Source organism: Chryseobacterium herbae, assembly GCF_025154075.1.
Classification (GTDB): Bacteria; Bacteroidota; Bacteroidia; order Flavobacteriales; family Weeksellaceae; genus Chryseobacterium; species Chryseobacterium herbae.
Genome location: NZ_JAOAMU010000001.1, coordinates 1313675 through 1337093 on the forward strand (window position 1 = coordinate 1313675; position 23419 = coordinate 1337093).

At 38.6% G+C, this 23419-nt stretch carries 23 protein-coding genes; 20 read left to right on the forward strand and 3 right to left on the reverse strand.

Annotated elements, in window-relative coordinates:
• Nucleotides 1-22: 22 nt before the first annotated feature.
• Together N0B48_RS05740 and N0B48_RS05745 are read left to right on the forward strand one after the other, a co-directional pair.
• Nucleotides 23-943 (forward strand): hypothetical protein, encoded by a 921-nt coding sequence (locus tag N0B48_RS05740; RefSeq protein ID WP_259837389.1) that lies wholly within the window; start codon nt 23-25, stop codon nt 941-943.
• 13 nt (nt 944-956) lie between these two features.
• Complete coding sequence (locus N0B48_RS05745) at nt 957-1559, forward strand: IMPACT family protein (protein ID WP_259837392.1); 603 nt, start codon at nt 957-959, stop codon at nt 1557-1559.
• On the opposite strand, the gene N0B48_RS05750 is transcribed toward N0B48_RS05745, so the two are convergent.
• On the reverse strand, nt 1556-2266 hold the full coding sequence (locus N0B48_RS05750; RefSeq protein ID WP_047454732.1) for a zinc metallopeptidase: 711 nt from the start codon (nt 2264-2266) through the stop codon (nt 1556-1558). The genes N0B48_RS05745 and N0B48_RS05750 overlap by 4 nt on opposite strands.
• A gap of 104 nt (nt 2267-2370) precedes the next feature.
• Between N0B48_RS05750 and N0B48_RS05755 the strand changes: the two genes are divergently transcribed.
• The 18 genes from N0B48_RS05755 (at nt 2371) to N0B48_RS05840 (ending at nt 21205) form a co-directional block, all read left to right on the forward strand.
• Entirely contained in the window at nt 2371-3504 is a 1134-nt protein-coding gene (locus tag N0B48_RS05755; protein WP_259837394.1) for a GNAT family N-acetyltransferase, read from the forward strand.
• Between the two features lie 424 nt (nt 3505-3928).
• Nucleotides 3929-4300, forward strand: coding sequence for an NADH-quinone oxidoreductase subunit A (locus tag N0B48_RS05760; protein ID WP_034730696.1), 372 nt, complete (start codon nt 3929-3931; stop codon nt 4298-4300).
• Between the two features lie 79 nt (nt 4301-4379).
• A complete protein-coding gene (locus N0B48_RS05765; protein WP_259837397.1) occupies nt 4380-4940 on the forward strand; it encodes an NADH-quinone oxidoreductase subunit B in 561 nt (186 codons plus the stop codon).
• A gap of 5 nt (nt 4941-4945) precedes the next feature.
• Nucleotides 4946-5440: an NADH-quinone oxidoreductase subunit C gene (locus N0B48_RS05770; RefSeq protein WP_259837399.1), complete on the forward strand. Its 495-nt coding sequence runs from the start codon at nt 4946-4948 to the stop codon at nt 5438-5440.
• Between the two features lie 60 nt (nt 5441-5500).
• Nucleotides 5501-6724: an NADH dehydrogenase (quinone) subunit D gene (gene nuoD / locus N0B48_RS05775; protein ID WP_259837401.1), complete on the forward strand. Its 1224-nt coding sequence runs from the start codon at nt 5501-5503 to the stop codon at nt 6722-6724.
• Between the two features lie 108 nt (nt 6725-6832).
• Nucleotides 6833-7342, forward strand: coding sequence for an NADH-quinone oxidoreductase subunit NuoE family protein (locus N0B48_RS05780; protein ID WP_034703555.1), 510 nt, complete (start codon nt 6833-6835; stop codon nt 7340-7342).
• Nucleotides 7343-7447: 105 nt separating this feature from the next.
• On the forward strand, nt 7448-8806 hold the full coding sequence (gene nuoF / locus N0B48_RS05785; RefSeq protein ID WP_259837402.1) for an NADH-quinone oxidoreductase subunit NuoF: 1359 nt from the start codon (nt 7448-7450) through the stop codon (nt 8804-8806).
• A 1-nt stretch (nt 8807) separates the two neighbouring features.
• On the forward strand, nt 8808-9734 hold the full coding sequence (locus tag N0B48_RS05790; protein WP_259837403.1) for a hypothetical protein: 927 nt from the start codon (nt 8808-8810) through the stop codon (nt 9732-9734).
• Between the two features lie 43 nt (nt 9735-9777).
• Entirely contained in the window at nt 9778-10776 is a 999-nt protein-coding gene (locus tag N0B48_RS05795) for an NADH-quinone oxidoreductase subunit G (protein ID WP_259837404.1), read from the forward strand.
• 95 nt (nt 10777-10871) lie between these two features.
• The gene (nuoH, locus tag N0B48_RS05800; RefSeq protein WP_034742385.1) at nt 10872-11936 is read left to right on the forward strand and encodes an NADH-quinone oxidoreductase subunit NuoH; all 1065 of its coding nucleotides are present in this window, start codon (nt 10872-10874) and stop codon (nt 11934-11936) included.
• Between the two features lie 111 nt (nt 11937-12047).
• Nucleotides 12048-12605 carry a NuoI/complex I 23 kDa subunit family protein gene (locus N0B48_RS05805; protein ID WP_034703566.1) on the forward strand — a complete coding sequence of 186 codons (558 nt, stop codon included), beginning with the start codon at nt 12048-12050 and terminating at the stop codon, nt 12603-12605.
• The gene (locus N0B48_RS05810) at nt 12605-13102 is read left to right on the forward strand and encodes an NADH-quinone oxidoreductase subunit J family protein (protein WP_034703568.1); all 498 of its coding nucleotides are present in this window, start codon (nt 12605-12607) and stop codon (nt 13100-13102) included. Before N0B48_RS05805 ends, N0B48_RS05810 begins: the two co-directional genes overlap by 1 nt.
• A gap of 4 nt (nt 13103-13106) precedes the next feature.
• On the forward strand, nt 13107-13436 hold the full coding sequence (gene nuoK, locus N0B48_RS05815; RefSeq protein WP_034730724.1) for an NADH-quinone oxidoreductase subunit NuoK: 330 nt from the start codon (nt 13107-13109) through the stop codon (nt 13434-13436).
• A 3-nt stretch (nt 13437-13439) separates the two neighbouring features.
• Nucleotides 13440-15353: an NADH-quinone oxidoreductase subunit L gene (gene nuoL / locus N0B48_RS05820; RefSeq protein WP_259837406.1), complete on the forward strand. Its 1914-nt coding sequence runs from the start codon at nt 13440-13442 to the stop codon at nt 15351-15353.
• Nucleotides 15353-16846 (forward strand): complex I subunit 4 family protein, encoded by a 1494-nt coding sequence (locus N0B48_RS05825; RefSeq protein ID WP_259837407.1) that lies wholly within the window; start codon nt 15353-15355, stop codon nt 16844-16846. Before nuoL ends, N0B48_RS05825 begins: the two co-directional genes overlap by 1 nt.
• A gap of 99 nt (nt 16847-16945) precedes the next feature.
• Nucleotides 16946-18331, forward strand: a complete 1386-nt coding sequence (locus N0B48_RS05830; RefSeq protein ID WP_259837408.1) for an NADH-quinone oxidoreductase subunit N — start codon at nt 16946-16948, stop codon at nt 18329-18331.
• Nucleotides 18332-18504: 173 nt separating this feature from the next.
• Nucleotides 18505-18756, forward strand: a complete 252-nt coding sequence (locus tag N0B48_RS05835; protein WP_259837409.1) for a hypothetical protein — start codon at nt 18505-18507, stop codon at nt 18754-18756.
• Nucleotides 18757-18949: 193 nt separating this feature from the next.
• On the forward strand, nt 18950-21205 hold the full coding sequence (locus tag N0B48_RS05840; RefSeq protein WP_259837410.1) for a GAF domain-containing protein: 2256 nt from the start codon (nt 18950-18952) through the stop codon (nt 21203-21205).
• A gap of 66 nt (nt 21206-21271) precedes the next feature.
• Here N0B48_RS05840 and N0B48_RS05845 read toward each other — a convergent pair whose 3' ends face one another.
• Both N0B48_RS05845 and N0B48_RS05850 read right to left on the reverse strand, forming a co-directional pair.
• Complete coding sequence (locus N0B48_RS05845; protein WP_259837412.1) at nt 21272-22195, reverse strand: bestrophin family protein; 924 nt, start codon at nt 22193-22195, stop codon at nt 21272-21274.
• Between the two features lie 16 nt (nt 22196-22211).
• The gene (locus N0B48_RS05850; protein WP_259837414.1) at nt 22212-23399 is read right to left on the reverse strand and encodes a Pycsar system effector family protein; all 1188 of its coding nucleotides are present in this window, start codon (nt 23397-23399) and stop codon (nt 22212-22214) included.
• Nucleotides 23400-23419: the final 20 nt, after the last annotated feature.

The following is a 23419-nucleotide window of genomic DNA, read 5'->3' on the forward strand; positions in this document are numbered from 1 at the left end:
CGATTAATAACCTACACAAAACATGAAAGCTTTTCTAATCTCAATAACAGCCTTTATATTCTTGGTCTCCTGCAGTTCAAAGAAAAACATGGCTGGCGCCAATCAGGAAAAACCGGCTATTCAGGAGATCAACTATATCCCCTATTATTTGGAAATTTATAAAGTTGACAGTTTAATGGTGATCCAAAAAGATGAAGAAGCTTTTCAAAAACTGGACAGTCTGTTCAAAATTTATCCTCCCATTAACCAGGAAGCTTATTCTGAAATACTGAATTATGTATTGCTTTCCGAAAAACTGAAAAAAAATATTGCCGCCAAGCCCTATGTCGAAAGTCTCATCAAAAATTGGGGTGTTACAGTAAAAGAACTTAAGAAAGAGGACGCTTTAATTCCTATTTTAAAAAATCAGTTTTCTGAAACAGAACTCGCCTCTCTGGAACAGCAACACACTGAAAATATTGACTGGGAATACAGGAAGACCCTGAAAGAAATATCCACCATAGACCAGCACAGCAGAGGAAGACAAGAGGAACCACAGGTAGATGAGGACAATATCAGAAAATTAATTCATCTCATCAGAACCAAAGGCTATCCGGATATTCCCACCGTTGGAAAAATATACCGTGACCAAATTACACTGGGTATGATCTACTTCCATTTTGCCAGAGCAGAAGAGTACAAAGAATTCCGTATCTTATTACTTGAAAACATAAAAAAAGGAAAAGCAGCTCCCTTTGAAATGAAGCAGTTCATGCTTGGAAAATATAATCTTGTTTACCAGCAGAACTATTTTGAGCAAACAACCAGAGATAATGTTCATTCCAGAGGAATCACAACTTATTATCCAAAAGATACCTTCAATATAAGACGCCGCAATATAGGACTTCCCTCCCTGGAATATGAGACCTGGAAGAACAATTTAGTGAAGCAGAATAACAATTAATGTAACCGAAAAAATGTTTGAGTACAAAACGATAGAAAACCCCATAGAAAATACTTTAATAAAGGAAAAAGGAAGCAAGTTCATTGGATTTGCATTTCCTGTCAATAATGAAAAGGAACTGAAAAACGCACTGGAGAAAGTCAGAGCTGAACATCCAAAAGCTACCCATCATTGTTATGCTTTCAGAATGGGACTTGAAGGGGAAAACTATCGGGCCAACGATGACGGAGAACCTTCAGGAAGTGCAGGACTTCCTATTTACAATCAGCTTTTAGCACATGAAATCACGAATGTTCTGGTTATTTCCGTGCGTTACTACGGCGGAACAAAACTCGGCGTTTCCGGGTTGGTAAAAGCCTATAAAGAATGTGCAAAGATCACCCTGGAGGAAGCGAATATCATCATCAGAGAACTTGAAGCGGAAGTTGAAATCCAGTTCAACTTCAATCAGCAGAATACCATATTTACGCTGCTTTCTAAATTTGATGCGAAGGTTTTGAATTTCGATGCCAATGAAAACTGCATTTTAACCGCGTCTTTAAAATTAGCCCAAAAAGAAAGCATCTCAGATAAATTATCCGAGATGCAGTATGTTTCATTTGAATTTAAAGATTAATTTCTTCTTCCCCCAAGCAGTAAAGATCCCCAGTAAAGAAGCTGCGCCAGCGATCCGATGGCCGCTACCACATAGGTTCTTGCCGCCCATTTCAAACTGTCCTGTACGCCTACAAATTCTTCCTGAGTCACAGTGCCTGTATCTTTAAGCCATTTCATCGCTCTGTTACTCGCATCGTATTCAACCGGAAGCGTTACAAAAGCAAAAAGTGTCGTCATGGCAAACATGGCTACACCAATCGCCAGAACGGCTGTATTTCCATTCGGATCTTCAATTGACCTTGTAGCCGCCATGATCCCGATACCTGCAAGCAATACAAACTGCATCAGATTAGACGTTATATTGACAACAGGAACCAGCTTTGAGCGTAGATTCAGCATTGAATATCCTACCGCATGTTGCACGGCATGACCGCATTCATGAGCTGCTACCGCAGCCGCAGCCGCATTTCTCTGCATATAGACTCCTTCAGAAAGATTGACTGTTTTATCTGCCGGATTATAGTGGTCCGTCAGCTGACCGGGAACTGAAATTACCTGTACATCATTGATCCCATTATCTCTAAGCATTTTTTCTGCCACTTCTTTTCCCGATAGACCATTTCTGAGATGTACATTGGAATAATATTCAAATTTCGACTTCAACCTTGATGAAACCCACCAGCTCACCAGCATTGAAATACCGATAATGATATAATAACCCGTCATTTTATATAGATTTTTGTGTTTAAATTTTAACCATAATGATGTAAAAACTGTGCCAAAGTATTACATTTTATTATTTATATTTGTCCTCTAATTACCCTCTAATTATGTCAGAAGTTTCAGTTATTGAAGTAAAAAATCAAAGCGAATTAAAACAATTCGTAAGGTTTCCAATGGATCTTTATAAAAACAATCCCTATTATGTTCCTTCTTTTATCAAAGACGAATTTAAAATCTGGGACGCCAAAGAAAATCCGGCTTTAAATTATTCAAAATCCAAACAGTTTCTGGCTTTAAAAGACAATAAAGTGGTTGGAAGAATCGCTGTGATCATCAATCATAAAGAGGAAAAGGAACTGGGCATTAAAAAAGTCCGTTTCGGATGGATCGATTTTATTGATGATAAAGAAGTTTCTAAAGCTCTGATTCAAAAAGCGATAGATTACGCTAAAGAACATCATATAGATAAGATAGAAGGACCAATGGGCTTCACCAATCTCGATAAGGCAGGAATGCTGACGATGGGGTTCGAAAAGCTGGCCACCATGATCGGTATCTATAATCATGAATACTATCCTAAACATCTGGAAGATCTCGGATTGACCAAAGAAAAAGAATGGGTAGAATATGAAATGAACTTTCCCAAAATTCTCCCTGAAAAAGTAGAAAAATTCAGTGGTCTTATCGCACAGAAATACAAACTTAAGGTTCTAAATTTCAAGTCGAAACAGGAGATTCTGCCTTTTGTAGAACCTATGTTTAAGCTTCTTGATGAAACCTATAAACACCTTTCTACCTACACCCCTATTTCAGATGAGCAGATCCAGACCTACAGAGAAAAGTATTTCCCGTTTATAGACAAGAACTACGTTATCTGTGTCGTAGATGAGAATAACGAACTGGTTTCATTTGCCATTACCATGCCTTCTTATTCAAAGGCTTTACAGAAATCTAAAGGAAAACTATTTCCTTTTGGATGGTGGCACTTTTTACAAGCTGGAAAGAAAAACGACCGTGCGAATTTTTATCTGATCGGAATTCATCCTGAATACCAAAGACGTGGCGTTACAGCCATCATATTCAAAGAAATTTTCGTACGATTTACCAGTATGGGAATCGATTTTGCCGAAACCAATCCGGAACTGGAAGAAAATAAAAGCGTTCAGGTTCTGTGGCAGGACTACAATCCGGTGAACCATAAGAGAAGAAGAACCTACTCGTTAATGATAAGTAATGAGTAATAAGCAATGAGTAATCGTTGATGAGTTATTAGTGACTTATTTCAAATCTGAAACTAATAACTCGTATTTTTCTCCTCGTAACACGAATCCCGTGCCTCGCAACCCATAACACGCATCCCCCACCCCATGAAACCACACCTGATTGTTTTTGCCGTTCTAATCTCAGCATTTATCGCCTACAACTTCTTTTTCCGGATCGAGGATGATAGATTGAACACCATAGTTAACATAATCCTAGCCAGTATTCTCTTCGGATATATATCTTTCATGGCCTATTCTCTTCTCAAAAAAATGAAGAAATAAGCGCTATTTTTATTGATTCTAAATTACCGGTTTTCCCTATTTTAAACCCACTTTTAGGCTTATTAATTTCATGCTTTCTTGTTTATTCGCTAAATTTGCAAATTGAGATAATAATGCAAAAATGAATTTACCTGAAAGTTATATTCCAATCCTTCTTCAAGCAGGTGTAGCAGTGGCATTTGTAGCCGTTTCTTTGCTTGGAGCCCATTTTCTGGGACCGAAACAGAAGAAAGGAAATTCTGTGAAAAACCAAAGCTGGGAATGTGGAGTTCCTGTAGAAGGAAATGCGAGAACACCGTTTTCCATTAAATACTTCCTGACTGCGGTATTGTTCGTACTATTCGATATTGAAATCGTATTTTTTTACCCGTATGCGGTTAACTTCAGAGAATTCGGCGTAGAAGGATTCCTGGCCGTACTTACCTTCGTCGCGATCTTCTTCATGGCGTTTTTCTATGTTTGGAAACGCGGTGCATTAGATTGGGATAAATAAAAGCTAAATTATGAATTTTGAATGATGGATTTTGAATCTAAAATCCAAAATTTATAATTCAAAATCTAAAATTAAAGAAATGTCAGATAAAAAACCAGTAATAAAAACAGATGCACCTGCTCCCGAAGGATTTGAAGGAGAAGGGTTTTTCGCAACAAAACTGAGCAGTGTGATCGGGATGGCCAGGAAGTTTTCTCTTTGGCCTTTACCATTTGCAACCTCTTGTTGTGGTATCGAATTTATGGCTACCCTGAACCCTACATATGATGCTTCAAGATTTGGTATGGAAAGAAACTCTTTCTCTCCAAGACAGGCAGATATGCTGATGGTTTGTGGAACGATATCTAAAAAATTAGGACCTGTCCTAAAAGAAGTTTACACTCAGATGGCTGAGCCGAAATGGGTGGTGGCTGTTGGTGCTTGTGCATCCAGCGGTGGTATTTTTGACACGTACTCTGTATTACAGGGAATCGATAAAATTATTCCGGTAGACGTTTACGTTCCGGGATGTCCTCCAAGACCGGAGCAGATCATTGAAGGTGTAATGCAGGTTCAGGCTCTTTGCGAAAGCGAAAGCATCAGAAGAAGAGATATGCCTGAATACCAGAAATTACTAGATTCTTACAACATAAGCAACTAAGGGAAATGACAAACGAATTTGTACTAGAAGCCATTACAAGAGAATTTCCGGATTCTGTGATTTCAAGTTCAGAACCTTATGGAATGCTGACGATTGAAGTGAAGAAGGAGGACATCAAAAAAATCATTCATTATTTAAGAGACTCATCACTGGAATTTAATTTCCTTACTGATATCTGCGGTATTCATTACCCTGAGTTTCCTGAAAAGGAGATCGGTGTCATCTATCACCTGCATAATATGATGGCTAATTTCAGATTACGTCTGAAGATCTTTATGTCCAGAGAAAATATTGAGGTGGATTCTCTTGTAGAATTATTTGCCGGAGCGAACTGGATGGAAAGAGAAACTTTTGATTTTTACGGAATTAAATTTAAAGGACATCCTGATCTGAGAGCAATCCTGAATATGGAAGATCTGGGATACCATCCTATGTTGAAGGAATACCGTCTGGAAGATGGAACAAGAACAGATAAGGACGATAATATGTTCGGAAGATAAAAAGCGAATGGCCAATGGCAGCTAGCCAATAGCCTGAAGCAAATAGCTAAAGCAATCATTATGAAAGATAACTCATTATCTAATATACTTAACCAGTACGAAAGTAAGGAGCAGATTGACGGGCAGCTGTATACCCTCAATTTAGGACCTACCCACCCTGCTACCCACGGGATCTTCCAGAATATCTTAACGATGGACGGAGAAAGAATCCTTCACGCAGAGCAAACGGTAGGATACATCCACAGAGCGTTTGAGAAAATTTCCGAAAGAAGAAATTATGCTCAGATCACTACCCTTACCGACCGTATGAATTACTGTTCAGCGCCTATCAATAATCTTGGTTGGCACATGACAGTAGAAAAGCTGATCGGCATAGAAGTTCCAAAGCGTGTAGATTATATGCGTGTTATTTTAATGGAACTAGCCAGAATCGGTGATCACCTGATCTGTAACGGGGTAACCGGAATGGATGCAGGAGCGATTACAGGTCTTACTTATATGTTCATCGAAAGAGAGCGTATTTATGACATGTACGAGCAGATCTGCGGAGCGAGAATGACGACGAATATGGGAAGAATCGGAGGATTTGAAAGAGATTTCACCCCGAAATTCCATGAGTTATTACAGGATTTCTTAAAAACTTTCCCGGCGAGATTCAAAGAATTCGGAACTTTACTGGAAAGAAACAGAATCTTTATGGACAGAACCATTGGTGCAGGAGCAATCTCTGCCGAAAGAGCATTAAGCTATGGTTTTACAGGTCCGAACTTACGTGCAGCAGGAGTGGATTATGATGTAAGAGTTGCACAGCCTTATTCTTCTTACGAGGATTTCGACTTTATCATTCCTGTAGGAACTGCAGGTGATACGTACGACCGTTTCATGGTTCGTCAGCAGGAAATCTGGGAATCATTGAAAATCATCACACAAGCATACGAAAATCTCCCTGAAGGACCATTCCACGCGGATGTTCCGGATTTCTATCTTCCTGAAAAGGCCGATGTTTACAAGAAAATGGAAGCTTTGATCTACCATTTCAAAATCGTTATGGGAGAAACTGAAGTACCTAAAGGAGAAGTTTACCATGCCGTAGAAGGTGGAAACGGAGAATTAGGATTCTATTTGGTGAGCGACGGAGGAAGAACCCCTTACAGACTTCACTTCAGAAGACCATGTTTCATCTACTATCAGGCATATCCTGAAATGATCACAGGTTCTGTAATTTCAGACGCGATCGTGACGATGTGTAGTATGAATATTATTGCGGGAGAATTAGACGCATAAAAAAATTATAGATTTTGGATTATGAATTTTAGATTAATCCAAACTAATATATAAATTGAAATTTTTTAGAATTCAAAATCTAAAATTCAAAATTTAAAATTTAAAAAAGTGAGCGAAACAATAGCTTTTAAACCGGAAAGTTTAGAACAGGTACACAAAATTATCGCAAGATATCCTGAGGGAAGACAAAAGTCTGCTCTTCTTCCTGTACTTCACTTAGCACAGAAAGAATTCGGAGGATGGTTAGACGTTCCTGTAATGGATTATGTTGCTGAATTATTAAGTATTAAGCCAATTGAAGTATATGAAGTAGCTACTTTTTATACCATGTTCAATATGAAGCCGGTTGGTAAATATGTTTTGGAAGTATGCAGAACCGGACCTTGTATGGTTTGCGGAAGCGAAAAAATCCTTGACCATATCAGAACCAAACTGAACATTAAGGACGGAGAAACTACCGAAGACGGCATGTTTACTCTAAAGCCTGCTGAATGTCTTGGAGCCTGCGGATACGCACCAATGCTTCAGCTGGGTAAATTCTTTCACGAAAATTTAACGATAGAAAAAGTAGACGAAATCCTTGATCTTTGCAGACAGGGACAGGTTGCTTTGGACTAATAAAGATTTTGAATCCTGAATTGTGGATTTTAAAATCAGTTAATTTTTAAAATAATTATAAAAAGCTAGAAGCCATAAGCCTACAGCTAAAAGCATAACAAAACAATGAGTAAAAAACTTTTACTTAAAGACGCACATATAGAAGGCATTCGCTACTTTGAAACTTACCGTAAACAGGGAGGTTACACGGCTGCTGAAAAAGCCTTGAAAATGACACCTGACGAAATTCTTGAAGAAGTTAAAACTTCAGGACTTCGTGGACGTGGTGGAGCTGGATTCCCGACAGGAATGAAATGGAGCTTTCTGGCAAAACCGGAAGGCGTACCAAGACACCTGGTCGTGAATGCCGATGAATCTGAGCCCGGAACTTTCAAGGACAGATATCTAATGGAATTCCTTCCTCATTTATTGATTGAGGGAATGTTGATCTCATCTTTTGTTTTAGGTTCAAATGTTTCTTATATCTACATCCGTGGAGAATATTCATGGATTCCGGATATTTTGGAAGAAGCCATTGAAGAAGCTAAGGCGGCAGGATTTTTAGGTAAAAACATCTTAGGAACTGGTTTCGATTGTGAAATTTATGTTCAAAGAGGTGGTGGAGCTTATATCTGTGGTGAAGAAACGGCATTGCTTGAATCTCTTGAAGGAAAAAGAGGAAATCCAAGACTAAAACCGCCATTCCCGGCTGTAAAAGGACTTTGGGAAAGACCAACGGTAGTAAATAACGTTGAATCTATCGCAGCCATTGTTCCTATCATTGATATAACAGGAGCTGAATACGCTAAAATCGGGGTTGGAAGATCTACAGGAACGAAATTGATTTCGGCTTGTGGAAATATCAACAAACCTGGAGTTTACGAAATCGACATGACCATTACGGTTGAAGAATTCATCTACTCTGATGAATACTGCGGCGGGATTAAAGACGGAAAAAAATTAAAAGCTTGTATCCCTGGAGGAAGCTCAGTTCCGATTGTTCCTGCTAATTTATTACTGAGAACTGTAAACGGAGAACCGAGATACATGAACTATGAATCATTGGCAGACGGTGGTTTTGCTACCGGAACCATGATGGGTTCAGGTGGTTTCATTGTTTTGGATGAAGACCAGTGTATCGTAGAACATACCATGACTTTAGCGAGATTTTATCATCATGAAAGCTGTGGACAATGTACCCCTTGCCGTGAAGGAACGGGATGGATGCATAAGATCTTAAAAAAGATAGAAAAAGGAGAAGGAAAAATGGAAGACATCGACCTTCTTTGGGATATACAGAGAAAAATTGAAGGAAATACCATCTGTCCATTAGGTGATGCAGCGGCCTGGCCGGTTGCAGCAGCGATCCGTCACTTTAGAGACGAGTTCGAATGGCATGTGAAAAACCCTGAATTATCTCAGACACAAAATTATGGATTGGCACATTATGCAGATCCAATTCCTGCTGTTGAAAAAAATGCTTAGAATGAAAAAGTTATTGGTAGTTGGCTTAATGATGTCGAATTTTGTATTTGCACAGGTAGCTAAAAATAAAAATGATACTTTATCTTATAAAGAGTCTGCTGGTTATATACCTCTTAAATTGAAGGAGGTTAAAGTAGAAACCACATCTTATAAAGCTGAAAAAAAGGAAAAACCTTTACCATTAAGCAAAAAAGGTCAGGTGTTTGTTTTTTACGGTTGGAACAGAGGAGCTTTCAGCAATTCTGATATCCATTTCACAGGAAACGGTTATGATTTTCAGTTGAATAATGTACAGGCAAGAGATAAACCTACCAAGTTCGGAATCGTTTATATCGATCCAAGCTGGTTTACCGTAACACAGTATAACTTCAGACTGGGGTATTTTATAAAAGATAACCTGGCTATAGTTTTAGGGATCGATCATATGAAGTATGTGATGAAACAAGACCAGACGGTTGATTTTTCAGGAACCATTTCAGATCCAAAATATGCAGGAATGGTACAGAATGGACAGGTGAATTTAGCAGATACCGAGTTCCTAACTTTCGAGCATACAGACGGATTGAATTATGAAAACTTAGGTCTTGAGAAATACAAAAATCTTATTCATAAGAAAAATATAGATTTAGTATGGTCTTATGGAGCAGGAATCGGGGTGATGTTTCCAAAAAGTAATATCAAGCTTTTCGGAAACGAAAGAAGCGACCGTTTTCACGTTGCAGGTATGGGAACCGACCTTAGAACCAGCCTTAACATGGTTTTCTGGAAAAACTGGATGATCAGAGCAGAGGCTAAAGCCGGATATATCAATATGTGGGATATTAAAACTACATTGAATAACAAGCCGGATAAAGCACGTCAGGATTTTGTTTTCGGGCAGGTCCTTGCAGGAGTCGGGTATACATTTAACACGAAGAAGTATAATTAAAATATAGCTTAACGCCTTAAAAGCATAAGCGAAAGCATAGAATATGAGCGAAGAGGTTAAAAAATTCAAAATAACTATAGACGGACAGACTGCTGAAGTTTTGCCTGGGACTTCTATTTTGGAAGCTGCCAGACAAATTGGTGGAAAATCTGTACCTCCTGCAATGTGCTATTACAGCAAATTGGAAACCAGTGGAGGGAGATGTAGAACTTGCTTAGTCGAAGTTTCGAAAGGATCTGAAGCAGATCCGCGTCCTATGCCTAAATTAGTTGCTAGTTGCAGAACTAACGTAATGGACGGTATGGAAGTGAAAAATCTTTCTTCTGAAAAAGCTCAGGAAGGTAGAAAAGCCGTTACCGAATTCTTATTGGTGAATCACCCTCTGGACTGCCCTGTGTGCGACCAGGCCGGTGAATGTCACCTTCAGGATCTTGGCTACGAGCACGGAAACCTTGAAACCAGAACTGAATTTGAAAGAAATACTTACGAAGCAGACGATCTTGGTCCGAATATCAAGTTGAATATGAACCGTTGTATTCTTTGTGCAAGATGCGTACTGACCGCTAATCAGCTTACCGATTCAAGAGATCACGGAATTCTTTTCAGAGGAGATCACGCTGAAATTTCTACCTATTTAAATAAAGCTTTGGATAATGACTTCATCGGAAACATCATTGATGTTTGTCCTGTAGGAGCATTAACAGACAGAACTTCCCGTTTTGCAAGCAGAGTTTGGTTCACAAAACCGATGAATGCTTCTTGTAAATGCGGTAAATGTTCAGGAAAAGCCGTAGTTTGGATGAAAGGTGACGAAATTGTAAGAGTTACCGCCAGAAAAGACCAGTGGGGTGAAGTAGAAGAATTTATCTGCGATACCTGTCGTTTCGAAAGAAAAGAACTTTCCGACTGGAATATTGAAGGTCCCAGACATATCGACAGACACTCGGTAATTTCATTGAACCACTACGAAAAACCTAAGGATGAGCTAAGAGTATTAGACAATCCTATGGCGAAAGAAATCAGTGAAAAAGACGAAAAATAATTAATAAGACATCAGATCTCAGACAACAGACGTCAGACCGTAGATTTTAAATCTGATATCTGGCATCTGACATCTAGTATCTAAATAAATAAAAAATGGATTTACTAACATTTAAACTTATACTTGTACTAGCACTTTTCCTGCTGTCTCTTACGATAGCCGCCTACTCTACCTGGGCAGAAAGAAAAGTTGCCTCTATCATGCAGGATAGAATTGGTCCTAACAGAGCCGGACCTTTCGGATTGCTGCAGCCACTGGCCGACGGTGGAAAGTTTTTCTTTAAAGAAGACTTTACTCCTGCCAATGCTGAAAAGTTTCTTTTCGTATTGGGACCGGCATTGGTTATGTTTATTTCATTGATCACAGGAGCAGTTATTCCTTGGGGTAAAAGTTTAAATATTGGAGGTACTTCTTTTGATTTACAGGTTGCCAACATCGACGTTGGGGTACTTTTCATCATTGGAATGGCCTCAATTGGTGTATACGGAATCATGATCGGAGGTTGGGCTTCCAATAACAAATATTCATTATTAGGTGCTATCCGTGCTTCTTCGCAGATGATCTCTTACGAATTGGCGATGGGATTAGCATTGCTTTCTATCATTATGATGACGGGAAGTTTAGATTTAAAAGAAATTACAGAAAGTCAGACAGGCGGGAAATTATGGGGAGTTATTCCTTGGGTTTCCGGTATGAACTGGAATATTTTCTACCAGCCGATAGCGTTCCTTGTCTTCTTCGTAGCTGCTTTGGCAGAAACCAACAGACACCCTTTCGATTTACCGGAATGTGAATCTGAATTGGTAACAGGATATTCTACGGAATATTCTTCGATGAAATTAGGATTGTATATGTTCGGTGAATATGTGAACATGTTTATCTCCAATGCTTTCATGGTCGTTCTTTTCTTCGGTGGTTACAACTATCCGGGAATTGAATGGGTCACTCAGAACTGGGGTGAAAACGCTGCAGGAATTTTGAGCGTTGTAGCATTTTTAACGAAAACGGTAATCGGAATTCTGATCTTTATGTGGATCAGATGGACGCTTCCAAGATTTAGATATGACCAATTGATGCACTTAGGATGGAAAACGCTTATCCCAATGGCATTAGTAAACCTATTGATTACAGGTGCTGTAATTTTAGCATTTGCCAACTAGAATAATTTGAAAATGAGATGATGTGATGATGTGATAATATGGTGATGCGGGAAATAAAACCCACTTCCATCTTCTAACATCTAACGTCTAACATCTAACATCTATAATTAAATGAAACTTACAAACAGATCAAAAGTTGTTTCCAACAAAGAAATGACCCTTGCTGAAAAAATCTACCTTCCTGCTATTTTTACCGGGATGGGGATTACCTTTAAGCATGCTGTAAGAACCGTGATAAAAGGTGCTCCGGCAGTATATTCATATCCGGAAGTACAGAAACCCAGAACTACTATCTGGAGAGGTCAGCACGTTCTGAAAAGAGACGAAGAAGGCAGAGAAAGATGTACAGCCTGTGGACTTTGTGCCGTAGCCTGTCCTGCAGAAGCCATCACCATGACGGCTTCAGAGAGAACGAAGGAGGAAAAAGGTCTTTACAGAGAAGAAAAATATGCATCAGTATACGAAATCAATATGCTGAGATGTATTTTCTGCGGGATGTGTGAAGAAGCCTGTCCTAAATCTGCGATCTATCTTACAGACAGATTGGTAGATGTAGAAACCAACAGAGGATCTTTCATCTATGGAAAAGACAAATTGGTTGAAAAAATAAATGAAAGGATTGACATTACGACAAGACAATCCGAGAAACAAAAAAATGCGGTAAAATAATGGATCAGTTTTTATTTTTCTTGGTGGCGTTTTTAGCAGTAGCTAGTGCAGTGTATTTTGTATTTGCAAGAAATCCGCTCTATGCTATTTTGTCATTAATTGTTACGATGTTTTCAATTGCGGGAATGTACATTCTTCTGAATGCCCAGTTCCTGGCAATCATTCAGATTATAGTGTACGCAGGAGCCATCATGGTATTATTCCTTTATATCCTGATGATGCTTAACCTTAATAAACAAGACGAAAGTAAAAAGAACAATACTTTAAAGTTTGTTGGAGTTTTTACAGCCGGTCTTTTATTAATTGGAGTTTTAGGCGTATTCAGAGGCGTTCAGGACAATCACATTGTTGTTGAAAATGTAGACAAGGGTGTAGGTCTTACGAAAAATCTGGGCAGACTTTTGTTTAATCAATATGTTTTACCGTTTGAGCTTGCATCCATCCTTATTTTGGCAGGTATTGTAGGTGCGGTATTAATCGGTAAAAAAGATTTATAAAATTATGGGAGAAGTAAATACATTTATACAAAGCGTCCCTCTTAACTATTTCATCATGCTTTCTTCAGTATTGTTCTGTCTGGGAGTATTGGGAGTATTGTTGAGAAAAAACGCTATTGTTATTTTGGGCTGTGTAGAGCTTATGCTGAATTCTGTAAACCTTTTATTGGCTGCTTTTTCAGCATATAAAGGAAACGGAGACGGACAGCTTTTAGTTTTCTTCATTATGGTGGTGGCCGCCGCTGAAGTTGCGGTAGGTCTGGCAATTATTGCTATGCTATATAGAAATACCCGTTCTGTGGATGTAAGTATATTTAATAAATTAAGAGGATAAGGAATGGAAAATTTAGTATATGCAATAGTACTTTTACCACTATTAGGGTTTCTTATTAACGGTTTATTCGGGAAAAATCTTCCAAAAATATTTGTAGGCTCTCTGGCTACAGCAATGGTTTTCGGGTCATTCTGTATCGCGGTAAGTCTTTTCTTGAAATTTGATTCTGAAAGTCAGCCTGTCATTGTAAAAGCTTTTGAGTGGTTTACAGTAAACGGGGTTCAGATCAATTTCGGATTCCAGATTGATCAGCTTTCATTAATGATGGTGATGATCATCACAGGTATCGGATCCCTGATCCATTTATATTCTATCGGATATATGAGCCACGACAAAGGTTTCTATAAGTTTTTTACTTATCTGAATCTTTTCATCTTCTCGATGCTGCTTTTAGTAATGGGAAGCAACTACCTGATCCTGTTCATCGGATGGGAAGGTGTAGGTCTTTGTTCTTACCTGTTGATCGGGTTCTGGTATACCAATGAAGAATACGGTAAAGCGGCAAGAAAAGCGTTCATCATGAACAGAATTGGTGACCTTGCCTTACTGATCGGGATCTTCATGATTGCTTCTCAGACCAATGCGGTGGATTTCCTTACCGTAGCACAGAACTCTTCAAAATTTGAATTAGATGGAACCGTAATTATCTTTATTACAGCCAGTTTATTTATCGGAGCTACCGGTAAATCTGCTCAGGTTCCTTTATATACATGGTTACCGGATGCGATGGCCGGTCCTACTCCAGTATCAGCGTTGATCCACGCGGCAACGATGGTAACGGCAGGTATCTATTTAGTGGTAAGATCAAACTTCTTATTTACTTTGGCACCTACGGTTCAGGGAGGAATTTTATTCATCGGATTTTTAACAGCTGCTTTGGCAGGATTCTATGCACTTCGTCAGAACGACATCAAAAAAGTATTGGCCTACTCTACCGTTTCACAGCTTGGATTTATGTTCATAGCTTTAGGATTGGGAGCTTATACTACAGCGATGTTCCACGTAATGACGCACGCATTCTTCAAAGCACTATTATTCCTGGGAGCAGGTTCTGTAATCCACGCCATGAGCAACGAGCAGGATATGCGTTTTATGGGAGGTCTGAAAAAATACATTCCTATCACCCACGCTACTTTCCTTATCGGGACACTGGCGATCTCAGGTTTCCCTTTATTATCAGGGATGATCTCAAAAGACGAAATTTTAGTAGCAGCATTCGCTAAAAACCCAATGTACTGGGTGATCTTATTTGTTTTAGCGGCAATAACTGCAACCTATATGTTCAGACTGTACTATCTGACGTTCCATGGAGAATTCAGAGGTACGGAAGATCAAAAACATCACTTACACGAAAGCCCGTCTAATATGACCCTTCCGTTGATCGTTCTGGCTATCCTTTCTGTGCTTGGAGGTTTTATTAATCTTCCTCACTTCATTGGACACGGTCATTATGCTAAATTAATGGAATGGCTGAAGCCTGTTCTTACCGAGCAAAGCTACAACCAGATGGAAGCTACTCTTTCGGGAGTTCCGTTTGGAACTGAAATGATCTTATTAGGTGCTACAGTGCTGATGTTCTTCTCCGTATGGTTTATCGTAAAAAATACCTACGTGAAAAAGAAAAAAATGGCTCTGGCAGAAGAAAGCTATACCGGATGGGAGAAACTTTCTGCTAAGAAATTATATATAGACGAACTTTACAATGCATTGATTGTAAAAACTGTTGAAGGATTAGGACGCGGAGGAAAGATGTTTGATAAAGGGATCTTAGACCGTTTTGTAGACTTTGTAGGCGAAGGCGCTGAAGACAGCGGAAAAGCGATGAAGCGTATCCAAAACGGAAATGTAGAGACTTATATTCTTATCATGTCTTTAGCAGTGGGAATTATACTGATTGTTAACTTTATATTACAATAATGTCTGGTTTATTATTAACATTATTACTATTACCTCTAGTAGGTTCGGGATTAGTTTTTGCATGGAAAAATAAATCCAGCAAATATTTGGCGCTAGGAATAGCTTTGATCCAAATGCTTATTACATTCTACATCGCAGCGGATTTTGATTTTAATCCAACGGTGGACAGTGTACTGCAGCACGAGATCAACTACCCTTGGTCACAATTTATTAAAAGCTCACTTCATTTCGGGATTGACGGAATGAGTCTGCTGCTTTTACTGTTGACCAATATCTTAACGCCGATCATTATTTTATCTTCGTTTAACGAAAATTTAAACTACAGAAATACATTCTACGGTCTGATTCTGCTGATGCAGTTCGGTCTTGTTGGCGTGTTCACTTCTTTAGACGGGCTGTTGTTCTACATTTTCTGGGAAGTAACCTTGATTCCGATCTGGTTCATTGCCGGACTTTGGGGCCAGGAAAATAAAAGATTCGAATTCACAACGAAATTCTTCGTTTATACATTCGTTGGGTCGTTATTTATGTTAGCCGGATTGATCTATGTGTACAACCACTCTGCATCATTCGCGTTAACAGATTTATACAATGCTCAGCTTAAGGAAACACAGCAGACGGTGGTATTCTGGTTTATTTTCTTTGCATTTGCAGTGAAATTACCGGTATTTCCTTTCCATACGTGGCAGCCGGACACCTATACCTACTCTCCTACTCAGGGATCCATGCTTTTATCAGGGATCATGCTGAAAATGGCGGTCTATGGGGTTATCCGTTATCTTCTTCCGATCACTCCGCTTCCTATTGCAGGAATTTCAGGACAGATCGTTATCATTCTGGCTATTGTAGGAATTGTTCACGGTGCACTCATCGCGATCATTCAGACCGATATGAAGAGAATCATTGCGTATTCTTCTTTCTCTCACGTAGGATTAATGGTAGCAGGGATTTTCTCTTCCGCAGTGATCACTTTAAGAGGAACATTCAATATTGAAGGAGCTGAAGGGGCGTTGGTACAGACTTTTGCTCACGGTATCAACGTAGTGGGATTATTCTACTGCTGTGATATTTTATACAAGAGATTTAAATCAAGAGACATCAGACAAATGGGAGGTTTAGCGAAAGTGGCTCCTAAATTTGCCGTATTGTTCCTGATCATTATATTAGGTTCAATGGGAGTTCCATTAACCAATGGATTCATCGGAGAATTTATTTTGCTGAAATCGGTATATGATTTCAACGGACTGGCAGCAGTGATTGCAGGTCTTACTGTAATTCTTTGCGCGGTTTACCTGTTGAGATTCTACGGAAAAGCAATGTTCGGTGAAGGAGACGAAGCCGTTCTAAGTACAGCTAAAGATTTATCCGCTGTTGAATTTTCTGTATTGGCAAGTTTAGCAGTTTTCGTGATCCTGTTGGGGATTTTCCCACAGCCGGTGATCGATATGGTGAGCAGTTCGCTGAAGTTTATCTACACAGCAATGGCTAATTAGAAGATTAAAAGATTTAAAAATTAAAAAATTAAGAGATTAGGAAATGAGGAATCAGAAATTGTGTCTCAGCTCTCATGTCTCACATCTCAAATCTATATTATGAGTGTTTTAATTATTGTTTTCCTAACGGCAGTTATTGCGTTATTTTCAGGAGTTTTTGAACAAGGAAAATTCGCAAGATACATTGGGATTTTAGGATTGATCATCGCATTATATGTAAGCTTCTTACCTGAATGTGCTTTCTTTGAAAAGTACAGACACATGTATGAGTATACTGCTAATACGGCGTTATTCACCAAAATTTCTATTGTAACAACCTTATTGTTATTCTTCCTGGGAGGTTTTGCGTTCAGCAATCACAGAAGCCACCAGTCGGAATTATATGCACTGATGCTTTTTGCATTATGCGGAGGGATCGTCCTTTTCGGATTCCAGAATCTGGTTACTCTTTTCTTAGGAGTAGAAATTCTTTCCATTCCGTTATATGTAATGGCCGGTGCCAACAAAACTGATTTAAGATCAAACGAAGCTTCGATCAAATATTTCTTAATGGGTGCATTCGCTACAGGTTTCTTACTGTTTGGGATCGCATTTATCTACGGAAGTACCGGAAGCTTTGACTTGTATAAAATACAGGATTTCGGAGTTAAAAATCCGCAGGACGGTATGTTCATTTTAGGTGTTCTGCTTATTCTTTGTGCTCTGGCATTCAAGGTAGCACTAGCGCCTTTCCACATGTGGAGCCCGGATGTATATGCAGGTTCGCCTTCACTTATCACAGCATTCATGGCGAGTGTGGTAAAGATCTCAGGATTCTTTGCTTTATTCAGACTGATGACCATCGGATTTGGAGGAGTTACTGAACATTGGATTAATGTCTTCGGAGTATTCTTAATTATTACATTACTGTTAGCGAACGTTATGGGTCTTGCCCAAACCAACGCCAAGAGAATGTTAGCTTACTCTTCCGTATCACACGCAGGATACATCGGATTGGTTTTCTTTGGAATGACAAGCCTTTCTACTTATAATCTGGCATTTTATTTATTCGCTTACGCATTATCTACAGTAGGGGTTTTTATGTGCTTGATTTATGTAGAGAAATTAAAGAGAGAAACTTCTTTCGGAGCTTTCAAAGGATTGGCTAAAACCGAACCTTTACTGGCTACAGTAGCAGCGATCTCAATGCTTTCAATGGCGGGAGTTCCATTAACTGCAGGTTTCATGGGGAAATTTGCTTTATTCTCCCAGGCAATGAATTCTAAACACGGAGTTTTCTTAGTATTGGTAGCCGTACTGGGTTCTGCAGTATCTATTGCTTATTATCTGAGACTGATTATTTCAATGTTCTTCTTTAAAGATTCTACATTTAAATCTTCAGAAAAAGTAACCCTTACCTATAATATCGTAGCCATATTTATTATCGCATCTATTATTGCATTGGGTGTTTTCCCTGACCTGTTCGCAAGACAGTTCGGATTGTAAAATTCCAATATAAAAATATACGAAGCACAACTTTTCAGTTGTGCTTTTTTTGTCACAGATCATGGAGAGAACTTATAAATAAAACTTTTATCAACATAAGATGATTCCGAAATACAGAATTATTATTTTAAATCTCCCTGAAAACAGTTAAATTTGAATACCTATTAATCACCATGAAAAAAATCCTTATCACCATATTCACTGCTCTGGCCATTGCTGCTCTGGTTTTTTATGTCAGCAAAGACAGAACAGATCTGAAGAATTACAGTATGCTTATCGCAGCTTTAGCCGTTATATTCACAGTTCCGCTTATGAAATTTCTATTTCCGGTGACCAAAAAATTAAAGATCGGAACATCGGAATTTTATCCAAATCTTTTTCACAAATCTGTAGAATTTTTCAAAAAGAAAAGCGGCAACAGATAATGTTTTATCTATTTCTGTCTATTGTTTAAGAAAAACAAACAAAATACTTACAAAAGATCATTTTCACCAATCCGAAGCCCATTCGGAAGTTGTGTTTTTTTCATAACTTTACTTTAAATTTCAGCTCTTGGCCAATCTTTACAAAAAAGACGCTCCATTTCAGGTTCTTATATCATTCAAAAAATACTTGGATGTGCTTGAATATATACGCTACAATGACCGTTTGGAGTACAGGGTCAATTATGCTGAATCTTTAATTGAAAAGACAAAAAAATTTCCTGAGCTAAGGGACGGATTCCTGGACGAAGCACTTCTCGAAAAACATGAAGACCTCATCACGCTGCTGCTTGCAGACCTCTTTCCTACCGGTCTTACACGCAATGAGATCAAGGCGGCCAGTTTTCCGCTTTCCAAAACCACTTTCAACTATACCGAAAGGTTTAAAGATATCCTTAAAGACGCCGGAAAGGACTTTGAAATAGAACTGAGGAATATCGGGGACGATGAATTTTATGTCTTCTGCTGCTGCCTCATTCTTCAGAGTTATTTCAAAAGAGATATCAAAAGTACCATGCCTCTTTATTATGATATTCCCAACAGACTGGGAATCATGAAACATTATAAAATTACGGTCAATTCAGATTTCACAGAGATTTATCCTACCGAAGAGGCCAAAATCCCGACGGATGATGTGCTGGATATGCTATTGGAAAATCTGGATGATTTCAAGCTGTGGAAAAAATATTTCCCATCAAAATCATGGGTTCTGAAAGGTTTCACCATCATTTCTCTGGTAGATTGTACATCGGAGGTCGCCTTGTCTGATCTTAAATCGAGTATGATAGAAATTGATCCGGAAGATCTGAGCCCGGATGAAAATCTGGTTGAAATTTTTAAGTCTTATTTTGATGTCGCGGAACTCAATTTCGGATTGATGCTGTTCGATAAAAAAGACCAGAAACTGGGCAGATTGCCGATTTACGAAAATGTGTTCACCCATCACGTTCTGGATTTCTGGATCAATGCATTTGATGAAGAAACGCGAAAGAATACATTCACTAATTTAAACCACAACTCCAAACCGATTGTCATTTCCAATGTCAGCAATCTGGATGATGAAATCAAATCACTTCCCTCTTTCAGCATTTTAAGGGATAACAATATCAACAGCTTTATGGTGATTCCCATCATGAAGGATAATGAATTGTTGGCTATCATGGAATTCACCTCTCCGCAAGCCAATAGTTTCAACGGATTAAAGCTAAAAAAAATGGAGTTTTTCACCGATATGATTCTGTTCTCCCTGAACAGGTTCAGTTTTGAGAAAAACTATCAGATAGAAGCGATTATCCAGCGTGAATACACTTCTATCCACGACAGTGTGGTATGGAAATTCAGGAATGAGGCTGAGAAATATTTCAATGCTTCGCTCGGAAAGAAAATGTACACGCTGAAGCAAATTTCTTTTAAAAATCTGACACCATTATTTGGATTTTCTGACATCCGTTCTTCTTCTGAAAAACGTTTCAATCTGATGTTGGAAGACCTCAACCAGCAGCTGGAGAGCCTTCATGATATTTTCACGATGATCAATTCTGATTCGGAGAAGTATCTTTTGGCACTGGATGTTTTCGAGAATGAGCTGAACAACGAAATCAAAGCTGATACGGAACAACGCTTTCAAAGATTTTTAAGAGAAGAGGTTCACCTTTATCTGCAGGGAAAACTGGAACTGAAAACAGATGCAGAAATTAAGAATAAGATCAAAGATTATTTTGTGCAGATTTTCACTCAAACTGATCTGTTTTATGCCAACAGAAAAAGTCTGGATGACTCAATTACCCTGGTGAACAGAAAGCTTGCTGATATGCTGGATGAAGGTCAGGTAAAGGCGCAGCAGATCTTTCCACATTATTTTGAACGGTTTAAATCTGACGGTGTGGAGCATAATCTGTATATCGGACACAATATTGCCCCGGAACTTACTTATACCTCAAAAGAAGTCCATAAATTAAGATACTGGCAGCTGAAGACCATCTGCAATATGGAACGCGAATTCCACAACTTCAAGAGAGATCTTCCGATCCAGCTGGATATTGCGTCACTTATTTTTGTTTATAATGAAAAAATAGACATCCGTTTCAGAATGGATGAAAAACGTTTTGATGTAGACGGTGCTTATAATTCTTATTACGAAATTGTAAAAAAACGTCTGGACAAAGCTCATGTAAAAGATTCATCGGAAAGAATTACCTGTCCGGGAAAGATTACCATCGTGTATTTTGGTATGGAAAACCAGAAAGAATATCTGGACTACATCAACAAACTTCAGAAAAAAGGTATTCTGCAAAATGATGTAGAGTTTCTGAAGGTGGAAGATCTTCAGGGAATCACAGGATTATTAGCATTGAGAATTTCTCTGGATAATTCATCAGTAAATATTGAATAAAAATCAATAAAACCGGCTTAAGAACTTCCCTCATCCAGCCTCCATCTTCCCTTCTCAAATTTCACATCAGTCTATAAAGTAAGAATTCTGCTTTTTAAGCTCACCCTGTGGTATTCCGGCCTGCTCGAAAATAGAATATTCAATGGTTCTGCACATGCTGTTCAGGGCAAGGTCATTTTCCTCTTCTCCAAACGGCTCGCCAATCTCCTGAATAATGGCATCGAGTGCAATGAAAGTATAACTGATCAACAGAACGATCAGCGGCATCATCCATCCCAATGAATCCACCAATCCGAAAGGCAGCCAGAAACAGTACAGATAAACCGTACGGTGAAGCAGCACGCTATAAGCAAAAGGCAATGGGGTATTGAAAATCCTCTCGCAACCTCCGGAAATATTGGAAAACTGATTCAACTGGTGATCCATGGAAGTCATGACGATGGTGTCTATATTTCCCTTCCGTTGCTGCTCATTCAGCCAGTCTGCAATAAATCCGAGAATAATGCTTGGAATAAATTTCTTGTCCTTCACCTGTGCTGCCTGTTCCGGAGAAAGAAGTCTTGTCAGATGTTCCATCCCCGATTTCTCTCTTAGCTGATAATTTAAAGACCAACAGAATGCAGATATTAATTTGATGATTTTTTCTTTCTCTTCTTTTCCAGTAACAGAAGGATCATTCACCAGTGAAAGAATCTGTCGCGTAAAAGATCTGGTTTCTATCACGAGCGATCCCCAGAGTTTACGCCCTTCCCAGAAACGGTCGTAGCTCGCCGAATTACAGAAACCCATGAAAATAGCCAGTGAAAGACCAAGCAGTGTAAAAATGGTAGGGTTAAGGTGAATTTTATAATCAAAAACTTTCCCTTTTAAATAATATACAGAAAGTGAAAACAGCAAAATAATACTGAGCTGAACGATTATTTTCTTCAACACCGAACCTCTCCATATAAACAACATTTTCAGCCAATTGGTACGCTGTCTGACAATCATCTGTATTTATTTTTAATTATAGGCTAAGAAACGCATAAGCGAAAGAAAGCACGGAAATAATAATTCCGGCCATAAATATCTGATATGTAACCGATAAAAGTTTGTATTTTCTGTCAAGAACTTTTCCCAAGAAATAAAGGTCTTTTACCATAGAATCATAGATATAATCTCTGTCTTTGATGAGATCTTTCATCGCATCATGATAGTCGTTAAACATCATTTGCTGAAAGTTTCCAAAGAACAGAAGATTCACTTTTCTATCTGAGATATCCTGAGCCGTAAAACTGGTCTTTGTTACATTCGGTTTTGTAGATAAGATCGCAAATATAATGGTCAATACACTTGAAAGCAACAGGACAAAACTTGGAATGATCAAATGCGCATTCTTAGGAGTATCCAGCTTCGGAACCAATACAGAAAGACAAACTGAAATAATGATGGCATTAACGGAAAGAAGAATATTCGCCTTGCTGTCTGCAATATCACTCAGTCTTGTGTGGTTATTCAAAGTTACGCGGAATAGTGTATCTACGCTACGGTCAGATTTTGCTTCCTTAGACTCTTTTTTACTTTCCGAATTGTCTTTTTTGTCTTTGTCCTCCTTTTTATCCTCGTCTTTTTCCAGCTTCTTTTCTATCTTTTTGATATTTTTATTTTTTAGAGGATTCCAGTTTTCCATTGCATAGTCTGTGTAATAATGATGTCTGTTTTTCAGCATATCAAGATTTCCGGCATTCCATTCTTCATTTGAAAAACATCTTACGTTGGTAAGTTCCCATTCTTTTCTCAGTGCATCGGAAATATCATTATAATCGTGACTGGCAAAGTGGCTGCAATCCGCATCTTTTACGATTTTCTCCAAAAGATTCTGTGGTTCGTAAGTGATCTTTGTCGCCAGAATCAACTTAGAAACATCTTCAATATAGGTTTCAGGATAATTTTCCTCCTTTAGAAAATCGGTAAGGATCTGTACTCCTCTTTCCTCATGATTCTGGGCACATTCTATATAGCCTGTGTCATGGAACCATAGTGCCAGCAGAACCTTTTCCTGGTCTTCTTTGGATACAGGCGTATTTCGCAAGATCTCCTCGGCCTTATTGACGGTATAGGTCGTGTGAATAAAATTATGGTAAAAGTATACAGAAGATAACCTATCTTTGAATAAGATTTCGACATAATCTTTAGCTTTGTGTAAAATGCTCATTCCTGAATTTTTGTTAATGT

Coding starts and splice junctions, on each gene's coding strand:
- N0B48_RS05740 (WP_259837389.1), top strand. CDS start 23: ATGAAAGCTTTTCTAATCTCAATAACAGCCTTTATATTCTTGGTCTCC.
- N0B48_RS05745 (WP_259837392.1), top strand. CDS start 957: ATGTTTGAGTACAAAACGATAGAAAACCCCATAGAAAATACTTTAATA.
- N0B48_RS05750 (WP_047454732.1), bottom strand. CDS start 2,266: ATGACGGGTTATTATATCATTATCGGTATTTCAATGCTGGTGAGCTGG.
- N0B48_RS05755 (WP_259837394.1), top strand. CDS start 2,371: ATGTCAGAAGTTTCAGTTATTGAAGTAAAAAATCAAAGCGAATTAAAA.
- N0B48_RS05760 (WP_034730696.1), top strand. CDS start 3,929: ATGAATTTACCTGAAAGTTATATTCCAATCCTTCTTCAAGCAGGTGTA.
- N0B48_RS05765 (WP_259837397.1), top strand. CDS start 4,380: ATGTCAGATAAAAAACCAGTAATAAAAACAGATGCACCTGCTCCCGAA.
- N0B48_RS05770 (WP_259837399.1), top strand. CDS start 4,946: ATGACAAACGAATTTGTACTAGAAGCCATTACAAGAGAATTTCCGGAT.
- nuoD (WP_259837401.1), top strand. CDS start 5,501: ATGAAAGATAACTCATTATCTAATATACTTAACCAGTACGAAAGTAAG.
- nuoF (WP_259837402.1), top strand. CDS start 7,448: ATGAGTAAAAAACTTTTACTTAAAGACGCACATATAGAAGGCATTCGC.
- N0B48_RS05790 (WP_259837403.1), top strand. CDS start 8,808: ATGAAAAAGTTATTGGTAGTTGGCTTAATGATGTCGAATTTTGTATTT.
- N0B48_RS05795 (WP_259837404.1), top strand. CDS start 9,778: ATGAGCGAAGAGGTTAAAAAATTCAAAATAACTATAGACGGACAGACT.
- nuoH (WP_034742385.1), top strand. CDS start 10,872: ATGGATTTACTAACATTTAAACTTATACTTGTACTAGCACTTTTCCTG.
- N0B48_RS05805 (WP_034703566.1), top strand. CDS start 12,048: ATGAAACTTACAAACAGATCAAAAGTTGTTTCCAACAAAGAAATGACC.
- N0B48_RS05810 (WP_034703568.1), top strand. CDS start 12,605: ATGGATCAGTTTTTATTTTTCTTGGTGGCGTTTTTAGCAGTAGCTAGT.
- nuoK (WP_034730724.1), top strand. CDS start 13,107: ATGGGAGAAGTAAATACATTTATACAAAGCGTCCCTCTTAACTATTTC.
- nuoL (WP_259837406.1), top strand. CDS start 13,440: ATGGAAAATTTAGTATATGCAATAGTACTTTTACCACTATTAGGGTTT.
- N0B48_RS05825 (WP_259837407.1), top strand. CDS start 15,353: ATGTCTGGTTTATTATTAACATTATTACTATTACCTCTAGTAGGTTCG.
- N0B48_RS05830 (WP_259837408.1), top strand. CDS start 16,946: ATGAGTGTTTTAATTATTGTTTTCCTAACGGCAGTTATTGCGTTATTT.
- N0B48_RS05835 (WP_259837409.1), top strand. CDS start 18,505: ATGAAAAAAATCCTTATCACCATATTCACTGCTCTGGCCATTGCTGCT.
- N0B48_RS05845 (WP_259837412.1), bottom strand. CDS start 22,195: ATGATTGTCAGACAGCGTACCAATTGGCTGAAAATGTTGTTTATATGG.
- N0B48_RS05850 (WP_259837414.1), bottom strand. CDS start 23,399: ATGAGCATTTTACACAAAGCTAAAGATTATGTCGAAATCTTATTCAAA.